21 protein-coding genes, 3 tRNA genes and 1 pseudogene are annotated in these 23,453 nt (G+C 68.9%); 14 read left to right on the top strand and 11 right to left on the bottom strand.

Annotated elements, in window-relative coordinates; translation table 11 throughout:
* Nucleotides 1–2 precede the first annotated feature (2 nt).
* The 5 genes and pseudogenes from gyrA (at nt 3) to FHU35_RS16555 (ending at nt 3,968) form a co-directional block, all read left to right on the top strand.
* Complete coding sequence (gyrA, locus tag FHU35_RS16570) at nt 3–2,498, top strand: DNA gyrase subunit A (RefSeq protein ID WP_145740630.1); 2,496 nt, start codon at nt 3–5, stop codon at nt 2,496–2,498.
* Between the two features lie 77 nt (nt 2,499–2,575).
* A complete protein-coding gene (locus FHU35_RS16565; RefSeq protein ID WP_145740628.1) occupies nt 2,576–3,463 on the top strand; it encodes a DUF3566 domain-containing protein in 888 nt (295 codons plus the stop codon).
* Nucleotides 3,464–3,589: 126 nt separating this feature from the next.
* Nucleotides 3,590–3,663 (top strand) — tRNA-Ile (locus FHU35_RS16560).
* A gap of 79 nt (nt 3,664–3,742) precedes the next feature.
* Nucleotides 3,743–3,850 (top strand): annotated as a pseudogene (locus FHU35_RS29655) (DLW-39 family protein); the annotation flags it as partial.
* Between the two features lie 45 nt (nt 3,851–3,895).
* Nucleotides 3,896–3,968: transfer RNA gene (locus tag FHU35_RS16555), tRNA-Ala, on the top strand.
* A gap of 170 nt (nt 3,969–4,138) precedes the next feature.
* Here FHU35_RS16555 and FHU35_RS16550 read toward each other — a convergent pair.
* A complete protein-coding gene (locus FHU35_RS16550) occupies nt 4,139–4,705 on the bottom strand; it encodes a hypothetical protein (RefSeq protein ID WP_145740626.1) in 567 nt (188 codons plus the stop codon).
* 161 nt (nt 4,706–4,866) lie between these two features.
* On the opposite strand from FHU35_RS16550, the gene FHU35_RS16545 reads away from it, so the two are divergent.
* Nucleotides 4,867–5,415 (top strand): peptidylprolyl isomerase, encoded by a 549-nt coding sequence (locus tag FHU35_RS16545; RefSeq protein ID WP_186459462.1) that lies wholly within the window; start codon nt 4,867–4,869, stop codon nt 5,413–5,415.
* 231 nt (nt 5,416–5,646) lie between these two features.
* Nucleotides 5,647–6,360: a rhomboid family intramembrane serine protease gene (locus FHU35_RS16540; RefSeq protein WP_342788510.1), complete on the top strand. Its 714-nt coding sequence runs from the start codon at nt 5,647–5,649 to the stop codon at nt 6,358–6,360.
* A gap of 1 nt (nt 6,361) precedes the next feature.
* Here FHU35_RS16540 and FHU35_RS16535 read toward each other — a convergent pair whose 3' ends face one another.
* Together FHU35_RS16535 and crgA are read right to left on the bottom strand one after the other, a co-directional pair.
* Nucleotides 6,362–6,751 (bottom strand): PH domain-containing protein, encoded by a 390-nt coding sequence (locus FHU35_RS16535; protein ID WP_145740622.1) that lies wholly within the window; start codon nt 6,749–6,751, stop codon nt 6,362–6,364.
* 261 nt (nt 6,752–7,012) lie between these two features.
* Complete coding sequence (gene crgA, locus FHU35_RS16530; protein WP_145740620.1) at nt 7,013–7,279, bottom strand: cell division protein CrgA; 267 nt, start codon at nt 7,277–7,279, stop codon at nt 7,013–7,015.
* A 155-nt stretch (nt 7,280–7,434) separates the two neighbouring features.
* Between crgA and FHU35_RS16525 the strand changes: the two genes are divergently transcribed.
* From FHU35_RS16525 to FHU35_RS16520, 3 genes are read left to right on the top strand one after another with little or no spacing between them, the layout of a single operon-like run.
* Nucleotides 7,435–8,268, top strand: a complete 834-nt coding sequence (locus tag FHU35_RS16525) for a class E sortase (protein WP_145740617.1) — start codon at nt 7,435–7,437, stop codon at nt 8,266–8,268.
* Complete coding sequence (locus tag FHU35_RS29325) at nt 8,268–8,423, top strand: hypothetical protein (protein ID WP_186459461.1); 156 nt, start codon at nt 8,268–8,270, stop codon at nt 8,421–8,423. The genes FHU35_RS16525 and FHU35_RS29325 overlap by 1 nt, the downstream gene beginning before the upstream one ends.
* Nucleotides 8,424–8,474: 51 nt before the next feature.
* The gene (locus tag FHU35_RS16520) at nt 8,475–9,113 is read left to right on the top strand and encodes an aminodeoxychorismate/anthranilate synthase component II (RefSeq protein ID WP_145740616.1); all 639 of its coding nucleotides are present in this window, start codon (nt 8,475–8,477) and stop codon (nt 9,111–9,113) included.
* A 73-nt stretch (nt 9,114–9,186) separates the two neighbouring features.
* Here FHU35_RS16520 and pknB read toward each other — a convergent pair whose 3' ends face one another.
* The 7 genes from pknB to FHU35_RS16485 are packed head-to-tail and all read right to left on the bottom strand — an operon-like array spanning nt 9,187 to nt 18,642.
* Nucleotides 9,187–11,145, bottom strand: a complete 1,959-nt coding sequence (gene pknB / locus FHU35_RS16515) for a Stk1 family PASTA domain-containing Ser/Thr kinase (protein ID WP_145740614.1) — start codon at nt 11,143–11,145, stop codon at nt 9,187–9,189.
* Nucleotides 11,142–12,494, bottom strand: coding sequence for a serine/threonine-protein kinase (locus tag FHU35_RS16510; RefSeq protein WP_145740611.1), 1,353 nt, complete (start codon nt 12,492–12,494; stop codon nt 11,142–11,144). The genes pknB and FHU35_RS16510 overlap by 4 nt, the downstream gene beginning before the upstream one ends.
* A 3-nt stretch (nt 12,495–12,497) precedes the next feature.
* Complete coding sequence (locus FHU35_RS16505) at nt 12,498–13,952, bottom strand: peptidoglycan D,D-transpeptidase FtsI family protein (protein ID WP_145740609.1); 1,455 nt, start codon at nt 13,950–13,952, stop codon at nt 12,498–12,500.
* Nucleotides 13,949–15,373, bottom strand: a complete 1,425-nt coding sequence (locus FHU35_RS16500; protein ID WP_145740607.1) for an FtsW/RodA/SpoVE family cell cycle protein — start codon at nt 15,371–15,373, stop codon at nt 13,949–13,951. Before FHU35_RS16500 ends, FHU35_RS16505 begins: the two co-directional genes overlap by 4 nt.
* Nucleotides 15,373–16,815, bottom strand: a complete 1,443-nt coding sequence (locus FHU35_RS16495; protein ID WP_145740605.1) for a PP2C family protein-serine/threonine phosphatase — start codon at nt 16,813–16,815, stop codon at nt 15,373–15,375. Before FHU35_RS16495 ends, FHU35_RS16500 begins: the two co-directional genes overlap by 1 nt.
* On the bottom strand, nt 16,812–17,273 hold the full coding sequence (locus tag FHU35_RS16490) for an FHA domain-containing protein FhaB/FipA (protein ID WP_145740603.1): 462 nt from the start codon (nt 17,271–17,273) through the stop codon (nt 16,812–16,814). Before FHU35_RS16490 ends, FHU35_RS16495 begins: the two co-directional genes overlap by 4 nt.
* A 46-nt stretch (nt 17,274–17,319) precedes the next feature.
* Complete coding sequence (locus tag FHU35_RS16485; RefSeq protein ID WP_145740600.1) at nt 17,320–18,642, bottom strand: FhaA domain-containing protein; 1,323 nt, start codon at nt 18,640–18,642, stop codon at nt 17,320–17,322.
* Between the two features lie 214 nt (nt 18,643–18,856).
* Here FHU35_RS16485 and FHU35_RS16480 point away from each other — a divergent pair.
* The 4 genes from FHU35_RS16480 (at nt 18,857) to FHU35_RS16465 (ending at nt 22,063) form a co-directional block, all read left to right on the top strand.
* Nucleotides 18,857–18,939 (top strand) — tRNA-Leu (locus FHU35_RS16480).
* A gap of 354 nt (nt 18,940–19,293) precedes the next feature.
* Nucleotides 19,294–20,082, top strand: a complete 789-nt coding sequence (locus FHU35_RS16475) for an IclR family transcriptional regulator (protein WP_145740599.1) — start codon at nt 19,294–19,296, stop codon at nt 20,080–20,082.
* A gap of 359 nt (nt 20,083–20,441) precedes the next feature.
* Nucleotides 20,442–21,074: a hypothetical protein gene (locus FHU35_RS16470; RefSeq protein ID WP_145741441.1), complete on the top strand. Its 633-nt coding sequence runs from the start codon at nt 20,442–20,444 to the stop codon at nt 21,072–21,074.
* A gap of 332 nt (nt 21,075–21,406) precedes the next feature.
* Nucleotides 21,407–22,063, top strand: coding sequence for an SDR family oxidoreductase (locus FHU35_RS16465; protein WP_145740598.1), 657 nt, complete (start codon nt 21,407–21,409; stop codon nt 22,061–22,063).
* Here the strand turns inward: FHU35_RS16465 and FHU35_RS16460 are convergent, their stop codons facing one another.
* Nucleotides 22,064–23,398 carry a D-arabinono-1,4-lactone oxidase gene (locus tag FHU35_RS16460; protein WP_145740597.1) on the bottom strand — a complete coding sequence of 445 codons (1,335 nt, stop codon included), beginning with the start codon at nt 23,396–23,398 and terminating at the stop codon, nt 22,064–22,066.
* Nucleotides 23,399–23,453 lie beyond the last annotated feature (55 nt).

Genomic DNA, 23,453 nt, shown 5'->3' with positions numbered 1-23,453 from the left:
GCATGACGGACATCCTGCCGCCGGAACACGGTCGGGTCGAACCGGTCGAACTCCAGCAGGAGATGCAGAACTCCTACATCAACTACGCGATGAGCGTGATCGTCGCGCGTGCGCTCCCGGACGTGCGCGACGGTCTCAAGCCGGTGCACCGGCGCGTGTTGTACGCGATGTACGACTCGGGCTTCCGCCCCGACCGCGGCTACGTGAAGTGCTCGCGCGTCGTCGGCGACGTGATGGGCAACTACCACCCGCACGGTGACTCGGCGATCTACGACACCCTGGTCCGCCTCGCCCAGCCGTGGTCGATGCGCCACCCGCTGATCGACGGCCAGGGCAACTTCGGCTCGCCGGGCAACGACCCGGCCGCCGCCATGCGCTACACCGAGTCGCGGCTGGCGCCGTTGGCGATGCACATGCTCGCCGACATCGAAGAGGACACCGTCGACTTCTCCGACAACTACGACGGGCGCACGCAGGAGCCCGACGTGTTGCCGGCGCGGTTCCCGAACCTGCTGGTCAACGGCGGTGGCGGGATCGCGGTCGGGATGGCGACCAACATCCCGCCGCACAACCTGCGCGAGGTCGCCGACGGCGTCGTCTGGGCGCTGGAGCACCCCGAGTGCGATGACGACGAGCTGCTCGAAGCGATGATGGAGCGGATCAAGGGGCCGGACTTCCCGACCCGCGGTCTGGTCCTCGGCACCAACGCGATCGCCGACGCCTACCGGACCGGCCGCGGCTCCATCAAGATGCGGGCCGTCGTCTCGGTGGAGGAGGACAGCAAGGGACGCACCATGCTGGTCGTCACCGAGCTGCCGTACCAGGTGAACCCGGACAACCTCATCGAGAACATCGCCTCGATGCACCGGGAAGGCAAGATCACCGGCATCTCGGACATCGCCGACGAGTCCAACAGCAGGCGCGGCATGCGGATCGTCGTCACGCTCAAGCGCGACGCGATCCCGAAGGTCGTGCTCAACAACCTCTACAAGCACACCCAGCTGCAGACGACCTTCGGCGTCAACATGCTGGCGCTGGTCGACGGCGTGCCGCGCACGCTCCGGCTCGACCAGGTGATCCGGTACTACGTCAAGCACCAGATCGAGGTCATCGTCCGCCGGACCAGGTACCGGCTGCGCAAGGCCGAGGAGCGCGCCCACATCCTGCGCGGTCTGGTCAAGGCGCTGGACATGCTCGACGAGGTCATCGCGCTGATCCGCCGCTCGCCGACGGTCGACGACGCGCGCACCGGCCTGATCGAGCTGCTCGAGGTCGACGAGATCCAGGCGAACGCGATCCTGGAGATGCAGCTGCGCCGACTGGCCGCCCTGGAGCGCCAGAAGATCATCGACCAGCTGGCCGAGATCGAGCGGGAGATCGAGGACCTCAAGGACATCCTCGACAAGCCCGAGCGGCAGCGGCAGATCATCCGCGACGAGCTGATGGCGATCGTGGACAAGTACGGCGAGGACCGCCGCACCAAGATCGTCCCGTTCGAGGGCGAGGTCTCGATGGAAGACCTCATCGCCGACGAGGACGTGGTCGTCACGATCACCCGCACCGGCTACGCCAAGCGCACCCGCACCGACCTGTACCGGGCCCAGAAGCGCGGCGGCAAGGGAGTGCAGGGAGCAGCCCTGAAGCAGGACGACATCGTGTCGCACTTCTTCGTCTGCTCCACGCACGACTGGATCCTGTTCTTCACCAACAAGGGCCGGGTCTACCGCGCGAAGGCCTACGAACTGCCGGAGGCCAACCGGACCGCTCGCGGTCAGCACGTGGCCAACCTGCTGGCGTTCCAGCCGGACGAGCAGATCGCCCAGGTCATGCAGATCAAGGACTACACCGCTGCGCCGTACCTGGTCCTGGCGACCAAGAACGGCCTGGTCAAGAAGTCCCGTTTGACCGACTTCGATTCCAACCGATCGGGTGGTCTCATCGGGGTGAACCTGAAGGACGAGGACGAGCTCGTCGGCGCGGTGCTCTGCTCGGCCGACGACGACCTCCTGCTGGTGTCGGCGGAGGGGCAGTCGATCAGGTTCCACGCCTCCGACGAGGCGCTGCGTCCGATGGGCCGCGCCACCTCTGGTGTCCTGGGCATGCGGTTCAACGAGGGCGACGAACTGCTGGCGATGGGCGTGTGCCGGGAGGACCGGTACGTCCTGGTCGCCACGTCGCGCGGCTACGCGAAGCGGACCCCGATCGAGGACTACCCGGTCCAGGGCCGTGGCGGGAAGGGAGTGCTGACTCTTCAGTACGACCGCAAACGTGGCAGGCTTGTAGGGGCGCAGATCGTCGAGCTGGAGGACGAGCTGTACGCGATCACCTCCGCCGGCGGAGTCATCCGGACCACCGCCAAGGAGGTGCGCAAGGCCGGTCGGCAGACCAAGGGCGTTCGTCTGATGAACCTCGACGAGGGCTCGACCCTGCTGGCCGTGGCGCGCAACGCCGACGAGGCAGCGGATCCGGACGCCGCACCGGAGCCCAAGCAGGCGTGAGCGCAGCGCCGGAGAACTGAACACGCCGTGGTACGCCACGGGGCACACCGACACCGACGATCACCGAAGGATCGCTCGTGACAAGTTCCGAGAAGCCGGAGTCCTCGGACCCGCAGCAGGATGCGGGCCGCTCTTCGGCCAGCACCCAGACAGTCGACGACAAGGTCTCCACGACCGATTCCGAGGCTGCTGCCTCTGCGAACGGGACCGAGGAGTCCGGCTCGACCGCCGGCGACGGCGGCGGGGAGGCCCTCGACGGCACCGACTCGCCGCCGCCGTGGCAGCGCGGTTCGGCGTCCTCGGAGGACTCCTCCTCCGAGGACGAGCAGGATTCGGGCAGTCTTTCGGGATCGCTGGCGGCGGGTGCCCTCGGCGGCGCTGCGGCCGGCGGTGCCACCGATTCGGCGGCGGGCAGCCGCGAAACCGACGACACCCAGACGATCCCGAAGACCGTGTCCGACCAGGAGACGGTCCGCACGCAGATCCCGCAGTCCGCGCGCACCCAGGTGTCCTACACCGGTGCGGGTGCGGCCGCGGGTTCCGGCAGCGGCTCGGCGGCCTCGCGCAGCGCCTCCGGGACCTCCGCGCGGCGCCCCAGCCGGGGACCGCGCCGGGCGAGCCTGCAGATCAAGCGGTTCGACCCGTGGTCGGTGCTGAAGCTGGCGCTGGTGCTCAGCGTCGCGTTGTTCTTCGTGTGGATGATCGCCGTGGCGGTCCTCTACGGCGTGCTGGACGGCATGGGCGTCTGGGAGCAGCTCAACGGGACGTTCACCGAGCTGACCCAGCCGGACGACGCGGTGAACGAGCCGCTGATCAGCGCGGGCCGGGTGTTCGGCGTCGCCTCGATCATCGGCGCGATCAACATCGTGCTGATCACGGCGCTGGCGACGGTGGCCGCGTTCATCTACAACGTGGCGGCCGACTTCGCCGGCGGCATCGAGATCACGCTGTCCGAGCGCGAATGAGTCGTTGACCGGGCTGCGGCGGCGTTTTCCGAGGTCGGAGAGCGTCGCCGCGCCCGGCTCAGGCCGGATGACCCCCCGTCTCGGTGGTGGTACGCCGTACTGTAATGTTTGCAGCACAACGAACGAGGGCCTATAGCTCAGGCGGTTAGAGCGCTTCGCTGATAACGAAGAGGTCGAAGGTTCAAGTCCTTCTAGGCCCACTCGGGAAGTTCTTTCCCACTCCCTCAGACAGACCCGAACACCAACGGCACAGGTGCCGTGTTCTAGGAGGCGACCGGAATGAAGAAGCTGCTCGCACTCGCCGCAGTTGCCGGAGTCGTGCTGTTCGTGGTTCGTCGCAACAAGGCCGCCAAGGCCGAGGCCGACCTCTGGCGCGAGGCCACCGCGGAGGCCTGATCCTCAGGCCGGGGGCCCTGACCTCCGCCGCCGTTGGGGGACGTAGCTCAATTGGCAGAGCACCGCCTTTGCAAGGCGGGGGTTAGGGGTTCGATTCCCCTCGTCTCCACTCCGCTGACATGAACGCCCCGCTCGGTGCGGGGCGTTTTGTGCGTTCGGGCCACGGTTCGTTGCCGTTGTTGCTGAATTCTGAGTGTTTCCCACTCAGTGATCGCAGTGAATAGTAATAGCTCACAAGAAGAGGCCGGGCCCAGCGGGCCCGGCCTCTTCAGCGTTCGGTCACTGCTTCGGGGGGTTTGGCCTGGGGGTTTCCACCTTGGGCGGTTCGGGGAGGTGTCCGTCCGCCTCCGCCGGGGCGCGGTGGCGGGCCGGGTTCGTGCCGGGGGTGTGGGAGTCCCAGGGTTCGTCGTCCGCCACCGCCAGCGGGAGCTCCTCCGGACGACGGGTCAGCGCGAACGCCGCCGCCGCGAGACCCAGCACCATCAGCAGCAGGAGCATCCAGGGCCAGCGGCGTCGCTTCTTCACCGGCGTCGGGTCGATCCGGGCGGCCAGCCGCTTGCGGGACTCGGTCGTCCTCTTCTCCCACTCCGCTCGCCTCGCCTTGGCCTGCTTGGCGAGTTCCTTGCGGGACTTGCCCGTGGCGCGCTGCGCGATGAGCTCCTGCAGCTCCTCCGTCGAGTAACCGCGGTCGGCCAGCTCCCGCTCGGCCCTCGCCGCGGCTTGCTTGGACAGCACCATGCCCTGCTCGCTCGCGAGCTTCGCGCTGTGGCGGGCCTGCTTCATGCCGGTGCCGACCGCCTTGCCCACGGTCTCGCCGGCCTTGGCCATCGCGTTCACTTCATCCATCGCCTGTTGACCTCCTTGGCCTGGCTTGCCCACACCAACCCGGATATAGCGTATGAGCACATGTCAACCACGCCTCCACCGCGGAGCCGGGTAAAGGGCGCGGACCCGCCCATATTGCACCCAGACACCGCAATCGGCCCGCTCGATGGCAGGATGGTCAGGTGGCTGAAGACAACGGATCGCTCGTTGGGACGAAGTTGACCGCGACCCTGCACACCAATCAGGGCGACATCCGGATCAACTTGTTCCCCGACCAGGCGCCCAAGACCGTGAAAAACTTCGTGGGCCTCGCAGAGGGGACCCAGGAATACACGGAGCCGAACGCCAAGGGCGAACGCTCCGGCCCGTTCTACGACGGGGTGATCTTCCACCGGGTGATCGAGGGTTTCATGATCCAGACCGGTGACCCGACCGGCACGGGCCGCGGCGGCCCCGGTTACCAGTTCGGGGACGAGTTCCACCCGGAGCTGCAGTTCACCAAGCCGTACCTGCTCGCCATGGCGAACGCCGGGCCGAACACCAACGGCTCGCAGTTCTTCGTCTCCGTGGCGGCGACGTCCTGGCTGAACTACAAGCACACCATCTTCGGTGAGGTCGCCGACAAGGAGTCGCGCGAGGTGGTCGACACGATCGCCGGCACCGCGACCGGTCGCAACGACCGCCCGGTGAACGACATCGTCATCGAGAAGGTTTCGATCGAGCGCGGCTGACACCGCCCGGGAAAGCAGGTCTCGCCTGTGACTGTGCCACCCGGACCGACGCCCGGACCGGACGGGGCGCCACCGCAGTTACCCAGCTGCGCGCGGCACCCCGACCGGCCTACCGGGCTGCGTTGCACCCGGTGCGAACGTCCGGCCTGCCCGGAATGCCTGCGCGACGCATCCGTCGGGCAGCAGTGCGTCGATTGCGTCCGCGAGGGCGGCGCGACCGTCCGGCGGCCCGTGACGGTCGCCGGTGCGACGCTGCGCGACAAGCCGATCCTGGTGCCGCTGCTGATCGCGGCGAACGTCGCCGCGTACGTCCTCACCGCCGTGACGGCGGGCAACTTCGGGGCGAACTACCGCTCCGATCTGTTCGCGGACTACGCGCTCGTGCCGATGACGGTGGCCGGCGGCCAGTGGTGGCGCCTCGTCACGTCGGGGTTCCTGCACATCGGCGTGGTGCACCTGGTGATGAACATGATCGCCCTGTGGGTGATCGGACGGGACCTGGAGCTGCTGCTCGGTCGCGCGCGCTTCGCCGCCGTCTACGGGTTGTCGCTGCTCGGTGGCAGCGCCGCGGTCTTCTTGCTCGGCGTGGCCGAGAACCCGGTGGCAGGTGCTTCCGGCGCGGTGTACGGCCTGATGGGCGGTATCGCGGTCGCCGCGCTGCGTCTGAAGGTCAGCATGCGGCCGGTGATCACCGTGATCGCGCTGAACATCGTCGCGAGCGTGCTCATCCCCGGCATCTCGCTGCTCGGGCACGTCGGCGGGCTGATCCTGGGGGCTGCGTCGACGGCCGCCCTGGTCTACGCGCCGCGCGAGCGACGCAACGCGATTCAGGCGAGCGCGCTGATCGGACTGCTGGTCGTGCTGGTCGTCGTCCTGCTGGTCCGGGACGTCGCCTTCGGTGACCTGTCCTGCATCGGTTCCGGGCAGTACATCCGCTGCGGCTGAGTCACCTGCGCAGCGCGTGCAGCGCATCGGCCGCGTCGTAGGGGTCCTCGCCGAGGTCGAGCCGGGTGAGGATCGTCAGATCCGGGTTCGCGTCGAGTTCCAGGCTGGTGCCGGTCAGGCCCAGCCTGCGGGTCTCCCGGACGCGGATGGTGATCTCGTCCCACGAGTAGTGCCTGCGGCCGGTCAGGGCGCGCACGGTGATGCCGGTGCCGTCGGCGTGCAGCCGCGGGCGGCAGAGCGTGCCGAACGCGGACGCCGCGAGCAGCGCCAGGGCGAGCGCCGCCACGAACACCCGGTCGGTCGGGGTCGATGCGAGCCAGGCCCAGGCGGCGGCTCCCGCGGTGAGGACCCAGCCGCAGCCGACCAGCGCGGCCGGGGGCGCCCAACTCATCGAGTCCTCCGCGGTGTTCATGCCCATCCCGATATCGACGAGTTATCCACAGGACTTATCCCCACTGGGGACTAGTTACACATGTGTGTTTCGCTGACCGTCTGTCAAGTCATCAAAGGGATGAGTGAGCTCCGAAGGAGTTGACCCCTTCGGAGCTCGTGCACGAAGCGTCGTCGTGCTATCCGCTCGAATTGCGAGCGTCGCCGTCCGGCTTTATGGCAATGCGAAAGCCGAACGTCTACGCAGGTCAGCGGGGTGGTGTCAGCGCCACCGCATGGTCATCAGCAGCCCGACGATCATGAATGAGAAACCGACGGCGAAATTCCACCCGCCCAGGTCGCTCATGAATCCGATCTTGTCGCCCGCGATGTAGTTGGTGACCAGCCAGAGCAGCCCGATGAGCATCAGGCCGAGCATGACGGCGACGTAGATCGGGTGCGACGGGCCGACCGACTTCGCCTTGACCGGCGTCCGGCGATCGACAGCCGGGTTGGAGTCGTCCTTCTTGCGGACCTTGGACTTCGGCATAGGTGTCCTCGCCAGGTGATGCGGCACCGCCGTCCCGCGCCTCTCCGGGTTCTGCGCCGAGGGCGGCGGTACGGCTCCATTTCCACCTACCACGTTAACGTAATCACAGCGCTGATCCAGCACCCCTCGCAAAGCCGTGACCGGAGAGGAACGTCGTGGTTTCGTCCGTTCAGAGTCCGCCCCGGCCGCCGGGGGACTCCAGGAGCACCGCGCGAGCGGCGATCCGGATCTCCGGTGAACTGATGATCACCGCCGGCCTGGTGCTGCTGCTGTTCGTCTTCTACGTCGTCTACGTGACCGACCTGTTCACCGCGCGGGAGCAGGCGGACGCGACGGGACGGATGCGCAGCGAGTGGCACGACCAGCAGCGGCACCCGATCGCCGAACCGCCGCCGCCCGCGCGGGGGACCGGGTTCGCGCAGCTGTTCCTGCCGACGCTGGGACCGGACTCCGGCTTCACCGTGCTGGAGGGCACCGACCTCACGACCCTCAGCGGCGGACCGGGCCACTACTCCGGCACCGCCTGGCCGGGGGAGCAGGGGAACTTCGCGGTCGCCGGCCACCGGATCGGGCGGGGCGCGCCGTTCAACGAGCTGGACGAGCTGTCCTCCTGCGCGCCGATCGTGGTGGAGACCGCGACGCACTGGTACGTCTACCGGGTCCTGCCGATGCCGGGCGAGGCCGCGAGCTGGAACGGCGGCACCGGCGACCCGCGCTGCCAGGGCGTCGCGCCGATCCCGGCGCCCTACGACCACGTCGTCGGACGGCACGTGGTGCGGCCCGAGCAGGGCGAGGTGATCTTCCCGGTGCCCGGCCTGCCGCCGGAGGCGCTCCCGCGCGAGCGGCTCACCAGGTTGATCACCCTCACCACCTGCAACCCGGAGTTCTCCGCGCGCGAGCGGCTGATCGTCCACGGCGTGCTCACCACGCAGTACCCCAAGCTCGCCGACCACCCCGAGCTGCGGCCCCCGGAACTGGAGGAGCGCTGATGTACGCCTGGATCTGGCAGCACCTGCCCGGCCCGTTCCCGGCCAAGGCGCTCCTCGCGCTCGCGCTGGTCGCCGCGGTCGTCGCGCTGCTGCTGTTCGTGGTCTTCCCCTGGCTGGAACCGCTGCTCCCGTTCAACGACGTCACCACCGGGTAGAGCGGGGATCGGCCGGAAAATCGCGTTGAACCGGACGCGTAGGGTGGCGGAGTGCGTGTACTCGTGGTCGACAACTACGACAGCTTCGTCTACAACCTCGTGCAGTACCTCGCCCAGCTCGGCGCCGAGTGCGAGGTGCGCCGCAACGACGTGGTCACCGATGAGGACGTGGCCGCGGCCGACGGCGTGCTGTTCAGCCCCGGTCCCGGTACGCCGGACCGCGCGGGCCGGACGATGGAGCTGGTCCAGCGCTGCGCCGCCGAGCGCAAGCCGGTCTTCGGCGTGTGCCTCGGGCACCAGGCCATCGGCGCGGTGTGGGGCGGGACGGTCGAGCGCGCTCCCGAGCTGCTGCACGGCAAGGTCAGCGAGATCGAGCACTCCGGTGCGGGCGTGTTCGCCGGACTGCCGCAGCCCTTCATCGCCACCCGGTACCACTCGCTGATCGTGCGCGCCGACACCATCCCGGACGACTTCGAGGTCACCGCCAAGACCGATTCCGGCATCGTGATGGGCATGCGCCACCGCGAGCTGCCGGTCGAGGGCGTTCAGTTCCACCCCGAGTCGGTGCTCACCGACGGCGGTCACCGGATGCTCGCCAACTGGATGGCCTCCGCCGGGCACCCGGTCGCCGGACACCTGGTCGACCAGCTGGAAGCCGAGATGCGCGAGGTCGCGGCAGCAGCGCGCTGACCCGCGCAACTCCTCAGACGCGAAACGGGGCGGTGGCCGAGTGGCCACCGCCCCACTGTCGTCAGGTCGTCGATCAGGGGAAGGGGAAGATCCCGCCGCCGTCGCCCGGGGGCGAGCTGGTGCTGGAGCTGTCGTAGTCACCGATGTAGAGGGTGATCGACTGGTCCTTGCTGATCTTCTGCCCGGACTGCGGCGAGCTGCCCACGACCTTGTCGTCCTTGGTGATGTCACCGGTGGACTGCTTGGTCTCGGTGATCTCGCCGTTCCAGCCGGCGGCCTTCAGCGCGGACTCGGCCTGCGACTTCGACATGTTCTCCAGCTTGGGCATGGTGATCTGGTTGCCCTTGGAGACCACCAGGGTCACGGTCGAGCCGGTCCGTGCCTTGGTGCCGCCCGACGGGGACTGGTCGATGACCGTGTTCGTGGGCTGGTCGGAGTCGCGCTGCTCGACGCTGACCTTGAACCCGGCGCCCACCAGGAACGCCTTCGCCGTCTCCAGCTGCTGGCCGCGGAAGTCCTGCAGCTCGGTCTGCGGGATCGCCTGGCCGACCACGACGTTGATCGTCGTGCCCTTGGAGACCTCGGTGCCCTTGCTGTCCCAGTCCAGGATCTTGTCGACCAGCTTCGGGTCCGACGTCTCCTTGTGGTCCGGGTTCAGCCCGATCTTCAGGCCTGCCTTCTCGAGCTCCTGCTGCGCCTCGGTCATCGTGAGACCGGACAGGTCCGGGACCTGGGTGGCCTCCGGTCCGGTGCCCGCGCACAGCTCGATCTTGGTGCCCTCCTTGGTGCCCTGCGCCCCGGCCGGAGGGGTCTGGTTGACGATCTTCCCGCGCTTGTCCTCGGGAGAGGGGCACGAGCGGGGGAGCACCATCCAGCCTTCGGACTTGGCCTTCTCGGAGGCGGCCGGGGCCGTCATGCCGACCAGGTTCGGCACCGGGACGCGATCCGGATCCCCCGCTCCGACCAGCATCGTCACCAGCCAGGCGGCCAGCGCGAACACGGCGACGCAGGCCAGGGTGACCAGCGCTACGACGGTGTTCTTGCTGCGCCGGCGCTCCGGCTGGGCCGGCGGGTAGTCCTCGATCTCGTCCGAGCGGTGCCGGCCGGAGCCGATCATCTCGGTGGCGCCGCCGCCCTGGCCGAGCATCGCGGTGTGCTCTTCCTCCGACATGATCATCGGAGCCTTCGGGCGCTGACCGGACAGCACCCGCACCAGGTCCGCGCGCATCTCCGCCGCGGACTGGTAGCGGTTGGCCGGGTTCTTGCTCAGCGCCTTGAGCACCACCGCGTCCAGCGAGGCCGGCGTCGCCGGAACCACGTCGGACGGCTTGCGGGGCTCCTCCCGGACGTGCTGGTAGGCGACCGCGACCGGCGAGTCACCGGTGAACGGCGGCTCCCCGGTGAGCAGTTCGAAGAGCACGCAGCCGGAGGCGTAGACGTCGCTTCGCGCGTCCACCGCCTCGCCGCGCGCCTGCTCCGGGGAGAGGTACTGGGCGGTGCCGATGACCGCTGCGGTCTGGGTGACCGCCGCCTGGCCGTCGTGCAGCGCGCGGGCGATGCCGAAGTCCATCACCTTCACCGCGCCGGAGCGGGTGATCATGATGTTCGCCGGCTTCACGTCGCGGTGCACGATCCCGTGCCGGTGGCTGAAGTCCAGCGCCGCCGAGCCGTCCGCCATGACCTCCATCGCCCGCCGAGGCGACAGCGGTCCCTCGGTCTTGACGATGTCGCGCAGCGTCCTGCCGTCGACGTACTCCATGACGATGTAGGGCAGCGGCCCGCTCTCGGAGTCCGTCTCACCGGTGTCGTAGACAGCGACGATCGCCGGGTGGTTCAGGGCTGCGGCGTTCTGCGCCTCGCGGCGGAAGCGCAACTGGAAGGTGGGGTCCCGGGCTAGGTCGGCACGCAGGATCTTGACCGCGACGTCCCGGCTCAGACGGGTGTCGCGGCCCTTGTGCACCTCCGACATACCGCCGTAGCCGAGTGTCTCGCCGAGCTCGTAGCGGTCGGATAGCAGTCGAGGTGAACTCATCGAATCGTCGTTCCGATCCTTGTCAACGATCGTCCCATCTCACCCGCTGGAGGCATTCCGATCATGGGTCCCTGCCGTTGCGAAGTTTGTCCCAAACCGTTCGTGGAATCCAGGCTCGAGGTGGCCACCGGACCGCGTCCGGGCATGCCCAGGTCGAGCCTGTGGATCCCCCAATAGGTCAGCAGACCGATGGCGACCAGCAAGACTACCGCCAGCAGCGCGACCAGGATCCAACCGACGACCCTGGTGTTGCCGCTATCCCGGTGAGCATTGCCACCCATGGCCCCTGCCACTCCCGCGCTACCGGCCGGAACCGGCATCGGGGCCTGCTGCTGTGAAACCTGGTGTTGCTGCACCGCCTGCACGGGTTGCTGGGGCGGGATGATGCCGGGCGGATAGGTGTTGCCCATCGGCGGCGGACCCGGCGGTACCGGGTGCACGCCGGTGCCCGGCCCGTGCACGTTCACCGGTCGCTGCTGTTGCGCGACCAGCGCCGACGGTGTTGGAAGCGGACGACCCGCGCGCACCGCGGCGACCGCGGCGGCGAACTCCCCGCCGTCGGCGTAACGCCGCCGGGGGTCCTTCACGAGGGTCGCCTCGATCAGCGCTCGCACTCCCGGCGGAACGTCCGGCGGGAGCGGCGGAGCGATGTCGCGGATGTGCATCATGGCGACCGTCACCGCGTTCTCGGAGAGAAACGGGCGGTGCCCCATCAGGCACTCGTAACCGACCACGGCCAGCGAGTACACGTCGCTGGCCGGTGTCGCGTCACTGCCGAGGGCCTGTTCCGGCGCGATGTAGTGCGCCGTTCCCATCACCATCCCGTTGCGGGTGACCGGTGCCGCGTCGGCCGCCTTGGCGATGCCGAAGTCGGTCAGCTTCACCTTGCCCTCGGGGGCGATCAGGATGTTGCCGGGCTTGACGTCCCGGTGCACCAGACCGCGCTCGTGCGCGGCCTGGAGCGCCTGGCCGGCCTGCTCCAGCATGTCCATCACGTGATCGGTGTTGATCCGTCGTTCACGAGCCAGGATCGCCGCCAGCGGCTCTCCCTCGACCAGCTCCATCACCAGGTAGGCGGTGTCCTCCGGACCGTCCGGTACGGCAGCGGTCTCGCCGTAGTCGTGGACCGCTGCGATTCCCGGGTGGTTCAGCGACGCCGTGGTGCGGGCCTCGGTGCGGAAGCGGTGCAGGAACTCGGCGTCCCCGCACAGCTCGGCCTTGAGCACCTTGACCGCCACCGTCCGGTCCAGCCGGACGTCCACCGCCTCCCACACCTCGCCCATGCCGCCGACCGCGATGCGGCGGCCGAGGCGGTAGCGCTCGGCGAGTAACTGGCCGGTGGTCAGCACGGATCAGCCACCTCCCCGCAGACCGGCCCGGATGACCTCCCGGCCGATCGGCGCGGCCAGCGAGCCACCGGTGGCCTCGTCGCCCTCGTCGCCACCGTTCTCCACGATCACCGCGACGGCGATCGTGGGGTTGGCGGCGGGGGCGAACGCGACGTACCAGCCGTGCGGCTTGTCACCGGGGTCGCCGTGCTGTGCCGTGCCCGTCTTGGAGGCGATCTCGATCCCGGTGATCTTGCCGGAGCCCTTGGTGTTCTGCTCCGACTTGATCATCATGTCGCGGATCTTGCCCGCGACGTCCGGGCTGACCGCCTGGCTGAGCTCCTCCGGCCGGAGGCTGTCGAGCTCCTCCATGTCCGGTGCCTTGGTCGAGGCCACCACCTGCGGCTTCATCACCTTGCCGCCGTTGGCGATCGTCGCCGCCATCATCGCGTTCTGCATCGGCGTGACGCGCACGTCGCGCTGTCCGATGCCGCTCTGGTAAAGCGCCGCGGGGTCGGACATCGGCCCGAGGTCGGACTTGGCCACGCTCATCGGCATCTGGATGTCCTGCCCGAAGCCGAAGGACGCCGCGGTCTCCCGCAGCTTGTCCGCGCCGACCTTGCCCGCGATCTCGGCGAAGGCGGTGTTGCAGGAGTGCGCCAGCGCCTCGGTCAGGGTGTTGCCCGAGCACTTCTTGCCGCCGTAGTTCGGCAGCGGCGTCGACGAGTTCGGCAGCGTGATCGAGGCGGCGTCCTGCACCTTGCTGCTCGGGTTGTACCCGCTCTCCAGCGCGGCCGCCGTGGTGATCAGCTTGAACGTCGAACCGGGCGGGTAGATCTCGGAGACCGCGCGGTTCGCCATCGGGTTGCCCTCGGCGCTGTTGAGCGCCTCCCACTGCTCGGCGACCTGGTTGTTGTCCGGGCCGGTGAGCAGGTTCGGGTCGTAGGACGGCGCGTTGACCATCGACAGGATCTCGCCCGTCGACGGGTTCAGCGCCACGACCGAACCCTGGTAGCCCTTCTTGGTCAGCTGCTCGTAGGCGACCTGCTGCATCTCCGGGTTGATCGTCAGCTCGACGCTGCCACCGCGCGGCGTGCTGCCGGTGATCATGTCCGAGAGCCGGCCGAACGCCATGCTGTCGTCGGTGCCGTTGAGGATCTTGTCGTTCGCGCGCTCGACGCCGTTCGATCCGTAGAAGAACGAGTAGAACCCGGTGACCGGCGCGTACATCGGGCCGTTCGGGTAGTTCCGCTGGAACTTGTAGCGGTCGTTCTCGATCGGCTGCGAAGTCGCCAGCGACTGGCCGGACGCGATGATCTGGCCGCGCTCCCGGGAGAACTCCTCCAGCTGGGTGCGCGTGTTGCGGGAGTCGTCGCGGTACTCGTCGGCCTTGATGACCTGGACGTAGGTCATGTTGCCCATCAGCAGCAGGACCATCGCCATCATGGCCAGCGCCACCCGGCGCAACGGCTTGTTCATCGGGGACGCTCCACCAGTTCCGTATGTGCTTCCGCGATCGGCGCCTGCTTCGGCTTCGGCTTCGCGGGGGCCTGCGGGCGGCGCGCCGCGTCCGACACCCGCAGCAGCAGGGCGATCAACACGTAGTTGGCGAGCATCGACGAACCACCGGCCGCCAGGAACGGCGCCGTCAGACCCGTCATCGGGATCAGGCCCGTCGAGCCGCCCGCGACCACGAACAGCTGCAGCGCGATGGTGAACGAGAGACCGCCGGCGAACAGCTTGCCGAAGGAGTCGCGCACCGCCAGGGCGCTGCGCAGCCCGCGCATCATCAGCAGCACGTAGACCAGCAGCACCGCCATCAGCCCGACCAGGCCGAGCTCCTCGCCCAGCGCCGGGACGATGAAGTCGCTGAACGACAGCGGCGTCACGTTCGGCATCCCGCTGCCCAGACCCGAACCCGGGATGCCGCCGTGCGCCATCCCGAACAGGCCGGTGCGCAGCTGGTAGCCGGGGTCGGAATCGCCGTCGGGGACCTGCATCATCGGGTCCAGCCAGGTGTTCACCCGGACCTGGACGTGCGAGAACAGGTTGAACGCGAGCACGGCGCCCAGCGCGAACATGGACAGGCCCAGGCCGACCCACACCGCGCGCTCGGTGGCGATGTAGATCATCACCAGCACGATGCCGAAGAACAGCAGCGAGGTGCCCAGGTCCTTCTCCAGCACCACGATGCCGATCGACAGGACCCAGGCGACCAGCACCGGGGCCAGGTCGCGCGGGCGCGGCCAGTCCACGCCGAGGAACCGCTTGCCCGCCGTGGTGAACAGCTCGCGCTTGCCCACCAGGAACGAGGCGAAGAAGATCAGCAGCAGGATCTTGGCGAACTCGCTCGGCTGGATCGAGATGAAGCCGAGGTTGACCCACAGCTTCGCGCCGTTGGCCTCCGAGATGCTCGCCGGCAGCACACCGGGCAGCGCCAGCAGCGCCAGCCCGACGAAACCGCAGGTGTAGCCGTACTGCGCGAGCGTCCGGTGATCCTTGACCAGCCACAGCACCAGCGCGAACATCGCCACGCCCGCCGTGGTGTAGAGGATCTGCTTCGGCGTGTACGGCGCCCCGACCACGGGGGCCAGGTCCAACCGGTGCAGCATCACCAGACCGACCCCGTTGATCAACGAGACCAGCGGCAGGATCAGCGGATCCGCGTACGGCGCGAAGTAGCGCACCGCGAAGTGCGCGGCGCCGTAGAGGACCAGGAACGCGACACCGTAGAACAGCAGCTCACGGGTGACGGTCTGCTCCTGCGAGACCTCGACGACGACCAGCGCCGCCGTCACGATGATCGCGGAGAAAACGAGCATGAACAGTTCGGTGCCCCGCCGAGTGGTGACTCGGGGGGCCCCGTTGACTGCTCCGGTCGTAGCGGCCGGTTCGGACATCAACTCACCGTCCGGCAGTTCACGCCCGGCTTCGGCTCCTCCGGTAGCAGCGGCGTCGCGTCCGCCGCGGAGGACTCCGGCGGCAGGGCCTGACCAGGCGGCGGTGCGCCCTGGGTGGACGGCACCGGTGGCTGACCCGGAGGTGTCGGCGCTCCCGGGGGAGTGCTGCCGGGAGCGGGCGGAACCGTCGGCACCGAAGGCTCGGGCGTCTGGCACTCGGGCAGCAGAGCGGTCATCCGCAGCCGCCGCATCGCCTCCCGCGCCTCCGTGAGGCCGTTGACCTCGGTGATGCCGTTGCGCACGTCGGGCCGCTGAGCTTCCTGGAGGTCGCTCAACTTGATCGGCTGGCAGTCCTTGGCCGAGTCCGGCGCGCACGAGGTCTCGACCTGCCAGTTCAGCGCGACACCGAGAGTGCTGCCCTGAACGCCTTGGTAGATCACGACCTCATCAGCGCGGTTGACGCCGATGTAGTACTGGTTGAGCACCCACCAACGCCCAACCAGCGCGACAGCCGCCAGCACGATGAGCACGCCGCATGCCACCACCAGCGACCAAAGCCAGCGCCGTGTGCGCGGCTGCTGCGCTGGAGGTGAGGTGGGCTCGAAACGCTTCGGCTGCGGCCGCGGCATGGTCACCGCGGAAGCGCGCGCCGCCGACGAATCGGGTTGCGGATGCTCATCGCCATTTCCCGCCGCACCCCCGACTATGGGGGCGTCGTCGCCGAACTCGACGTCGACGACGTCGGCGATGATGACGGTCACGTTGTCGGGACCGCCGCCCTTCAGCGCGAGCTCGATCATCCGGTCCGCGCACTGCTGCGGATCCTGGATGCGCAGAGCTTCCGCCATCGTCTCCGTGCTCACCGGGCCGGTCAGGCCGTCGGAGCACAGCAGGTAGCGGTCGCCCGCGCGAGCTTCGCGGATCGCCAGGCTCGGTTCCACCTCGTGGCCGGTCAACGCGTGCAGCAGCAACGAGCGCTGCGGGTGGTTGGCGGCCTCCTCCTCGGTGATCCGGCCTTCGTCGATCAGCGACTGCACGAAGGTGTCGTCGTGGGTTATCTGGGTCAGCTCGCCGTCGCGGACCAGGTACGCGCGGGAGTCGCCGATGTGCACCAGACCCAGCTTGCTGCCTGCGAACAGAACAGCGGTGAGTGTGGTGCCCATCCCGTCGAGCTCCGGGTCGTTGGCCACCAGCTCGGAGATCGCACCGTTGCCGTCCAGCACCGCGTTGCGGAGCTGTCCGAGCAGGTCGTCACCCGGCTCGTCGTCGTCCAACGGCGCCAACGCCGCGATGACGACCTTGCTGGCGACCTCGCCGGCGGCATGTCCACCCATGCCGTCCGCGAGGGCGAGTAGTCGTGGGCCGGCATAGACCGAGTCCTGGTTGTTGGAGCGCACCAGGCCGCGGTCGCTGCGGGCTGCGTAGTGAAGGACGAGGGTCATGAGCGCAGCTCGATCACCGTCTTGCCGATTCTGATCGGAACGCCGAGCGGAACCTTTGTCGGTCCCGTGACCTTCGCCCGATCGAGGTATGTGCCGTTAGTGGAGCCTAGATCCTCCACGTACCAGTCGGAGCCGCGGAGCGACAACCGAGCGTGCCGGGTCGACGCGTAGTCGTCGTCCAGCACCAACGTGGAGTCATCGGCTCGGCCGATCAGGATCGGCCGGCCGTCCAGGGAAATGCGCGTGCCGGCGAGAGCGCCGTGCGTGGCCACCATCTGGCGGGGCACCTTGCTCTTGCCCCGGGCCTTGCCCGGGGCTCGACTCGCACCTGGCATCGGGACGCGCATCCCCGACGCGGAGTAGAGATCTGAACGAACCACGCGAAGCGCAGCTAGCACGAACAACCAGAGCAGGGCGAGAAACCCTGCTCTGGTCAGCTGAATAACCAGCTCCGGCACTTGTTGTGAACGCTCCTACTCGTATCCGGGGACCGGCGATCCGCGCTCAGCCCTGCTGGGCGCGGAAGACCAGGGACGAATGCCCGACCCTGATCACGTCACCATCTGCCAACTGCCAAGTCTGCACCGGAGTGCCGTTCACCGTGGTGCCGTTTGTCGAACCGAGATCAGCCAGCATCGCGCTCTGACCATCCCAGGTGATCTCGATGTGCTTGCGCGAGACCCCCGTGTCGGGCAGTCGGAACTGGCCCTCCTGGCCGCGGCCGATGATGTTCGAGCCGTGCTGCAGCGTGTACGAGCGGTTCGAACCGTCGTCGAGGTGCAGCGTGGCGGTCATCTGACCACGCGGACCACCGGCCGGGTAACCGCCGGGTGCGCTCTGCGGGTAACCACCGCCGGGCTGGCCGAAGCCGCCCTGGTCCGGGAAACCGCCCGGGGCGCTCTGCGGGTAACCGCCACCCGGCTGTCCGTAGCCCTGGTCGAAACCGGGCTGCTGCGGGTAACCCTGGTCGAAGCCCTGCTGCGGCTGACCGTAGCCCTGGTCGTACCCGGGCTGCGGCTGGCCGTAACCCTGGTCATAACCCTGCTGCGGCTGACCGTAACCGGGGTCGAAGCCCTGCTGCGGCTGACCGTAACCGGGGTCGAAGCCCTGCTGCGGCTGTCCGTAGCCCTGGTCGAAACCGGGCTGCTGGGGCGGCTGACCGTAACCCTGGTCGTACCCGGGCTGCGGCTGACCGTAGCCCTGGTCGTACCCGGGCTGCGGCGGCTGGCCGTAGCCCTGCTGGTCGTAACCCTGCTGCGGCTGTCCGTAGCCCTGGTCGTACCCGGGCTGCGGTGGCTGGCCGTAGCCGTAGTTGGGGTCCTGGCCTTGGCCGTAACCCTGGTCGTAGCCGTACTGCCCCTGCTGGTTGTACGGATCTCCCTGGGGGTAGTGGCCTGGTGGCTGGCTCATGGGTCGGTCTCCTGCGGTACGCGGTTGTGTCGGCCGTCGAGTTACATCGGGGTCAACGGTCGAACTGATTCGAAACTGTCCCGTGTGCAGCGTCTCAGAGCGCTCCAGGGAGACTACGACGTCACCATATGTGTCCCACGCTTGCTCGGTGAGATGCTCTTGAACGCAGTCGGCGAGGAGGTCCGTGACCCGGTCCTCATCGCCCGAGAGTCGATCATGGTCCGACGGGCTCAATTGCACAACGTAGTGGTTACAAGCGAGCAACCGTCCACCGGCAAGCTCCCTGACCTTCAGCTCGGCATCTCGCTGCAGCGCCTGGGCGACTTCCTGGGGGACGACCTTCCCGCCGAACACGCGCGCAAAGCCATTGCCGACCACGCCTTCGATCCGGCGCTCAAAGCGCTGCACGAGGCCCACGGCAATATCCCTCCACGCGTACGACTCCTGCTGACCATCGTATCTGGGCCCGCGGCCCGAGACACCGCCCTGTTCCCAACTTCCTGACCCCCCTGGGCAGACCCCTCTCAGGGCCGTGCTAATCTTCTTCTCGCCAACAGGGCAGCAGGGAAAGCCGAGGCCAACCCCGCTGCTCAACGGTGAGAAGCGGCAAGCTAAGCTTTCATCGTGCCACGGGCGAGTGGCGGAATGGCAGACGCGCACGGTTCAGGTCCGTGTGTCCGAAAGGACGTGAGGGTTCAACTCCCTCCTCGCCCACCGAGAAATCCCCTCCCGGCTCATGCTTCGCCGGGAGGGGATTTCTCTATTTTGGGGGGTCGAACCCCCCACGCCCCCCACGGTTCGGCTGAGCGCTTATGGCCTGCTCCCTTGGGTTTCGGGTTCTCGGCCTGCTCTCGGACCAGCACTTCCGCCGGTTGCGGCCCTCTTCGCTGACGGTTGTTCGGTGCCGTTCTCCTTCTGCCCTCTTGGCCTGATGTGGGCTTGTGCTGTTTGTCATGGGGGTGGGGTTCAGCGTTGAGCGAAATCTTTTCGTGATCTTTCTTGGTGTTCTGTGGGTGGTGTGCTGGGGTGGGGGTGTCCGGCTGGGGGTGTGTGCTCGGAGGTGGCCTCGTGGCGGGAAACAGTCGGGATCCCGGTCGGTCGGTGACCGCTCGCGCGTTGAGCGTGCTGACGGCCTTCGACGCGGATCACCCCAGGTTGACGTTGACCGCGATCGCCACGCGGGCCGACATCCCGCTGGCCACCGCGCATCGCCTCGTGCGCGAGCTGGAGCTCTGGGGAGCGCTGCAGCGCGACTCCGACGGGCGGTACGTCATCGGCCTGCGGCTGTGGGAGATCGGCCTGCTGGCCCCGGTGAACGGGCGGCTGCGCGAAGCCGCGCTGCCCTACATGCAGGAGCTGTGCGAGACGACGCACGACAACGTGCACCTGGCCGTGCGCGACGAGCTCGACGCCGTCTACGTGGAGAAGCTCACCACGCCCCGGGCCGTGCCGATCATCTCCAGGACCGGCGGGCGGTTGCCGCTGCACGCGACCGGAGTCGGCAAGGTGCTGCTCGCCCACGCGCCCGCCACCGCGCTGCACACCTGCTGCGAGCGCGGGCTCACCCGGCACACCGCCTACACCATCACCGAGCCCGGCCGGCTCGGTCGCGAGCTCCAAGGCGTGCGGACGCGCGGCTACGCCTCGGCCAACGAGGAGATGACCCTCGGGAACTGCTCGGTGGCGGTGCCCGTCCACGACGCCTCCGGAACCGTCGTCGCGGCCCTCGGCGTGGTCGCCCACAGCGTCCGCGCGGACGTCGCCCGGCTCGTCCGCGCACTGCTCCCCGCGGCCGACGGCATCCGGCAGCGCCTGGCCGACGGCGAACGGGTCAACCTCGACGTGCTTCAACGGTGAATAATCTTCCGCTTACCGGGTGAATAATCGTCCGGCTGTACATTTGTGCAGGTCGGATGACCGGTGCAGATATCATGCGGCGATTTCCGTGGCCACGAATGATGGGTGGGAGGCGTGGTCGGCCGGGTGTCGGGTAGCGCTCACCTGTTTGGCCGCATCGCTGGGCTGAAGCCCCCATGTCATTCGTCGACCGGTCACCGACAGCTGCCCGCCGCCGATCGCAGCGACCCCCGATGAGCAGCGCAGAACCGCCTCGGAGCTGTTTTAGTCAACTTGGCCACGCACTGGTGGCCGGGGGAAGTTGACAGTCGTGGAGCGAGTGCACGAAAGCGCGAGGGAGGCGGAACGCTGTGACCGCAATGCCGGGACATGCCTGGTCCGAAGACGAGCTCCGAGCCTGCTCGACGACGCAGGTGCGGTCGCCGCTGGGCCAAGCGGCCTCGATGGGCCGGCTCGCCCAGCGGTCGGTCGACGCCATGGGCTGGTCCGGCAGCGTGCTGCCGCCGGTCAAGCTGCTCGGGCGTCAGATCATCGCCACCGCGGAGGTCGTGCCGGACGCGCACGCCGAGCGCCTGGTGTTCGGCAGCGACCCGGTCCTGGACCGAGCGGAGATCGCGACCTGGGTCTGGCCCGAGATGGACGGCCGGGTGCCGCCGCCGGCGGCCCGCATCACCGGAGTCCTGGCACCGGCCCGGCACTGGCGCACCGCGCTGACCGCAGCCGTGCCGTTCGCCCGCTTCGCCGACGCGGCCATCGTCGTGCCGCGCAGCGTGGCCGTCGCCCCGGACTTCGCCGAGACCTGCCTGATCCGCGCCCGCCAGTTCGGCATCGCGGTGCTCAGCGCCGACGGTGACGACGTCCGGGAGGAGCTCCCGGGGCACAGCTTCGACGACGCACCGCCCGTGGAGCACACCGCGATCTCGCGGTGGGTGAACGAGGTCGTCTACCAGCAGCTGCTGTCGGCCGAAGCCCCGACGCCGTCGCGCAGCTGAGGACCCCTCGGCCGCAGTTCCAGTTGGACCGGGGGGCTTCAACTGGAACTGCGCTTTTCCAAAACCGGCGGGCGGGGGAGTTGCTCGCCGGAAGGGGGGAGAGGAGCGGACGGAGGCCCGCCCGAACCACGCACCGCGCAGCGTGGGGCGGGCACTCCGTCCGCTGCGGCACGAAGAGATCTGTGATCAGGTGAGGACCCGGCGGCCCGAGAACCGGGCAATCCCGAGTTGTCCACAGCTCTGTCCACAGGTGTGTTGTCCACAGGAATCGGCAGTTGTCCACAGGGCGTGCTTGAACGGTTGAGCAGGGCCTCCGGGCATACCGTGGGGACATGCGCATCGTCATCGCAGGAGCCCACGGGAAGATCGCCCGGCCGCTCGGCCGACTGCTCTCCGAACGGGGCGATCAAGTCCTCGGAATCATCCGCAACGCCGACCACGCGGCCGACCTCGAAGCCGACGGAGTCGAGCCCCTCGTGCTCGACCTGGAGAGCGCCGAGGCCCCGGCGCTGGCCGACCGGCTGTCCGGAGTGGACGCCGCGGTCTTCCTCGCCGGAGCGGGCCCGGGCAGCGGGGCCGCGCGCAAGGACACAGTGGACCGCGGCGCCTCCGCGCTGCTCGCGGATGCCTGTCAGCGGGCCGGAATTCGACGTCTCGTGCAGGTGAGCTCGATGGGCACCCGCGGCCCGAACCCGTCCGACGTGGACCCCGTGTTCGGGGCCTATTTGGACGCCAAGCGGGCCGCCGAGGACGACCTGCGCGGACGCGATCTCGACTGGACGATCCTGCGCCCCGGGCGGCTCACCGACGACGAGCCGACCGGCCGGGTCAGGCTGGCCGAGGACGTCGCCCGGGACGTCGTCACCCGTCGCGACGTGGCCGCCGTGCTGGCGGCCCTGCTGCACGAACCGGGGACCGCCGGACGGGCTCTGGAACTGGTCGGCGGTGACGTGGAGATCGCCGATGCCGTGCGCGCCGCGGCGGGGTAATCAGTTCGGGTTATCCACAGGCCCCAGGACCCGATCCAGGTACGAGTTGTGGAAGATCCCGCCCGGATCGACCGAGGCGCGGACCTGCCGAAACCGGTTGAACCGGGGGTAAAGCCCGGACAACGCCTCGGCGTCCAGGCGGTGCATCTTCCCCCAGTGCGGCCGTCCGCCCGCGTCCCGGGCGATCGACTCGAAGGCGTCGAAGAAGTGCCGGTAGGGCATGCCCCGGTACTGGTGCACCGCCACGTAGCCGGTGTCCCGGCCGTGAGCGGTGGACAGCCACACGTCGTCGGCCTGGGCGACCCGCACCTCCACCGGGAACATCACCGGATCGGCCAACCGCCCGGCCACGCCGCGCAGCTCGCGCAGCACGTCCGGGATCAGCTCGCGCGGGAACGCGTACTCGGTCTCCACGAAGCGGATCCGGCGCGGCGTGACGAACACCCGGTGCGATCGGTCCTGGTACGAGCGGGCCGACCAGGTCGCCGCGCACAGCCGGTTCAGCGGCCGGACCAGGGACGGCGCCCTCCGCCCGATCCCGCACACCGCGCCGAACACGCGGTTCTCCATCACCTCGTACTCCAGGAAGTGCCGCGCCGGGTGCAGCGGGCGCGGCGGTCCCGGGTGCCGGTTGTTGCGCTTGACCATGGCCTGCCGGCTGTGCGGGAACCAGTGGAACTCGAAGTGGTCGTTGTCGTCGGCCAGCCGGTCGAAGTCGGCGAGCACGTCCTCCAGCGGCGCCGGGCGCTCCTCGGCCGCCAGCGTGAAGGCCGGGACGCAGCGCAGCGTCACGGTGGTGATGACGCCGAGCGCGCCGAGCCCGATCCTCGCAGCTGCGAACAGCTCCGGGTTCTCCGTCGCCGAGCAGCGCACCTCGGAGCCGTCGGCGAGCAGCAGTTCCACCGCTTCCACCTGCGTGGCCAGGCCGCCGAGACCGGCGCCCGTGCCGTGCGTTCCGGTCGAGATGGCGCCGGCGACGGTCTGCTGATCGATGTCGCCGAGGTTGGCCATCGCCAGGCCCAGCGAGTCGAGCTCGGCGTTGAGCGCGTGCAGCGGAGTGCCGCCATGAGCGGTGACCAGACCGGTGGCCGGGTCGGCGTGGACGATCCCCGACCAGTGCCGGAGGTCCAGCGCCACACCGGATTCCGGTGAGGCGACGGCCGAGAAGGAGTGGCCGGACCCGATCGGCCGCACGCGCAGGCCTTCCCGGGTGGCGGCGCGGACGGCCTCCGCCGCCTCGGCGGTGTCGCGGGGCGCCACGACCCGTGCCGGGTTCGCGGTGGTGGTGCCGCTCCAGTTCGTCCAGGTCTGCGCGGCGGCCGGATCACGCTGCATGCCGGGCCTCCAATGGGTGAGGTGGTCGGCGCGATGGGCTGAAGTTATGTGAAAC

Source organism: Saccharopolyspora dendranthemae (genome assembly GCF_007829955.1).
GTDB classification, from domain to species: Bacteria; Actinomycetota; Actinomycetes; order Mycobacteriales; family Pseudonocardiaceae; genus Saccharopolyspora; species Saccharopolyspora dendranthemae.
This window is presented reverse-complemented; position numbering and strand designations above follow the sequence as displayed.

Bases quoted from the DNA above. Each gene is read 5' to 3' on its own strand.
- gyrA (WP_145740630.1), top strand. From the start codon at position 3: ATGACGGACATCCTGCCGCCGGAACACGGTCGGGTCGAACCGGTCGAA.
- FHU35_RS16550 (WP_145740626.1), bottom strand. From the start codon at position 4,705: ATGGATGAAGTGAACGCGATGGCCAAGGCCGGCGAGACCGTGGGCAAG.
- FHU35_RS16535 (WP_145740622.1), bottom strand. From the start codon at position 6,751: ATGAGTTGGGCGCCCCCGGCCGCGCTGGTCGGCTGCGGCTGGGTCCTC.
- crgA (WP_145740620.1), bottom strand. From the start codon at position 7,279: ATGCCGAAGTCCAAGGTCCGCAAGAAGGACGACTCCAACCCGGCTGTC.
- FHU35_RS29325 (WP_186459461.1), top strand. From the start codon at position 8,268: ATGTACGCCTGGATCTGGCAGCACCTGCCCGGCCCGTTCCCGGCCAAG.
- pknB (WP_145740614.1), bottom strand. From the start codon at position 11,145: ATGAGTTCACCTCGACTGCTATCCGACCGCTACGAGCTCGGCGAGACA.
- FHU35_RS16505 (WP_145740609.1), bottom strand. From the start codon at position 13,952: ATGAACAAGCCGTTGCGCCGGGTGGCGCTGGCCATGATGGCGATGGTC.
- FHU35_RS16500 (WP_145740607.1), bottom strand. From the start codon at position 15,373: ATGTCCGAACCGGCCGCTACGACCGGAGCAGTCAACGGGGCCCCCCGA.
- FHU35_RS16495 (WP_145740605.1), bottom strand. From the start codon at position 16,815: ATGACCCTCGTCCTTCACTACGCAGCCCGCAGCGACCGCGGCCTGGTG.
- FHU35_RS16470 (WP_145741441.1), top strand. From the start codon at position 20,442: ATGCCGGGACATGCCTGGTCCGAAGACGAGCTCCGAGCCTGCTCGACG.
- FHU35_RS16465 (WP_145740598.1), top strand. From the start codon at position 21,407: ATGCGCATCGTCATCGCAGGAGCCCACGGGAAGATCGCCCGGCCGCTC.
- FHU35_RS16460 (WP_145740597.1), bottom strand. From the start codon at position 23,398: ATGCAGCGTGATCCGGCCGCCGCGCAGACCTGGACGAACTGGAGCGGC.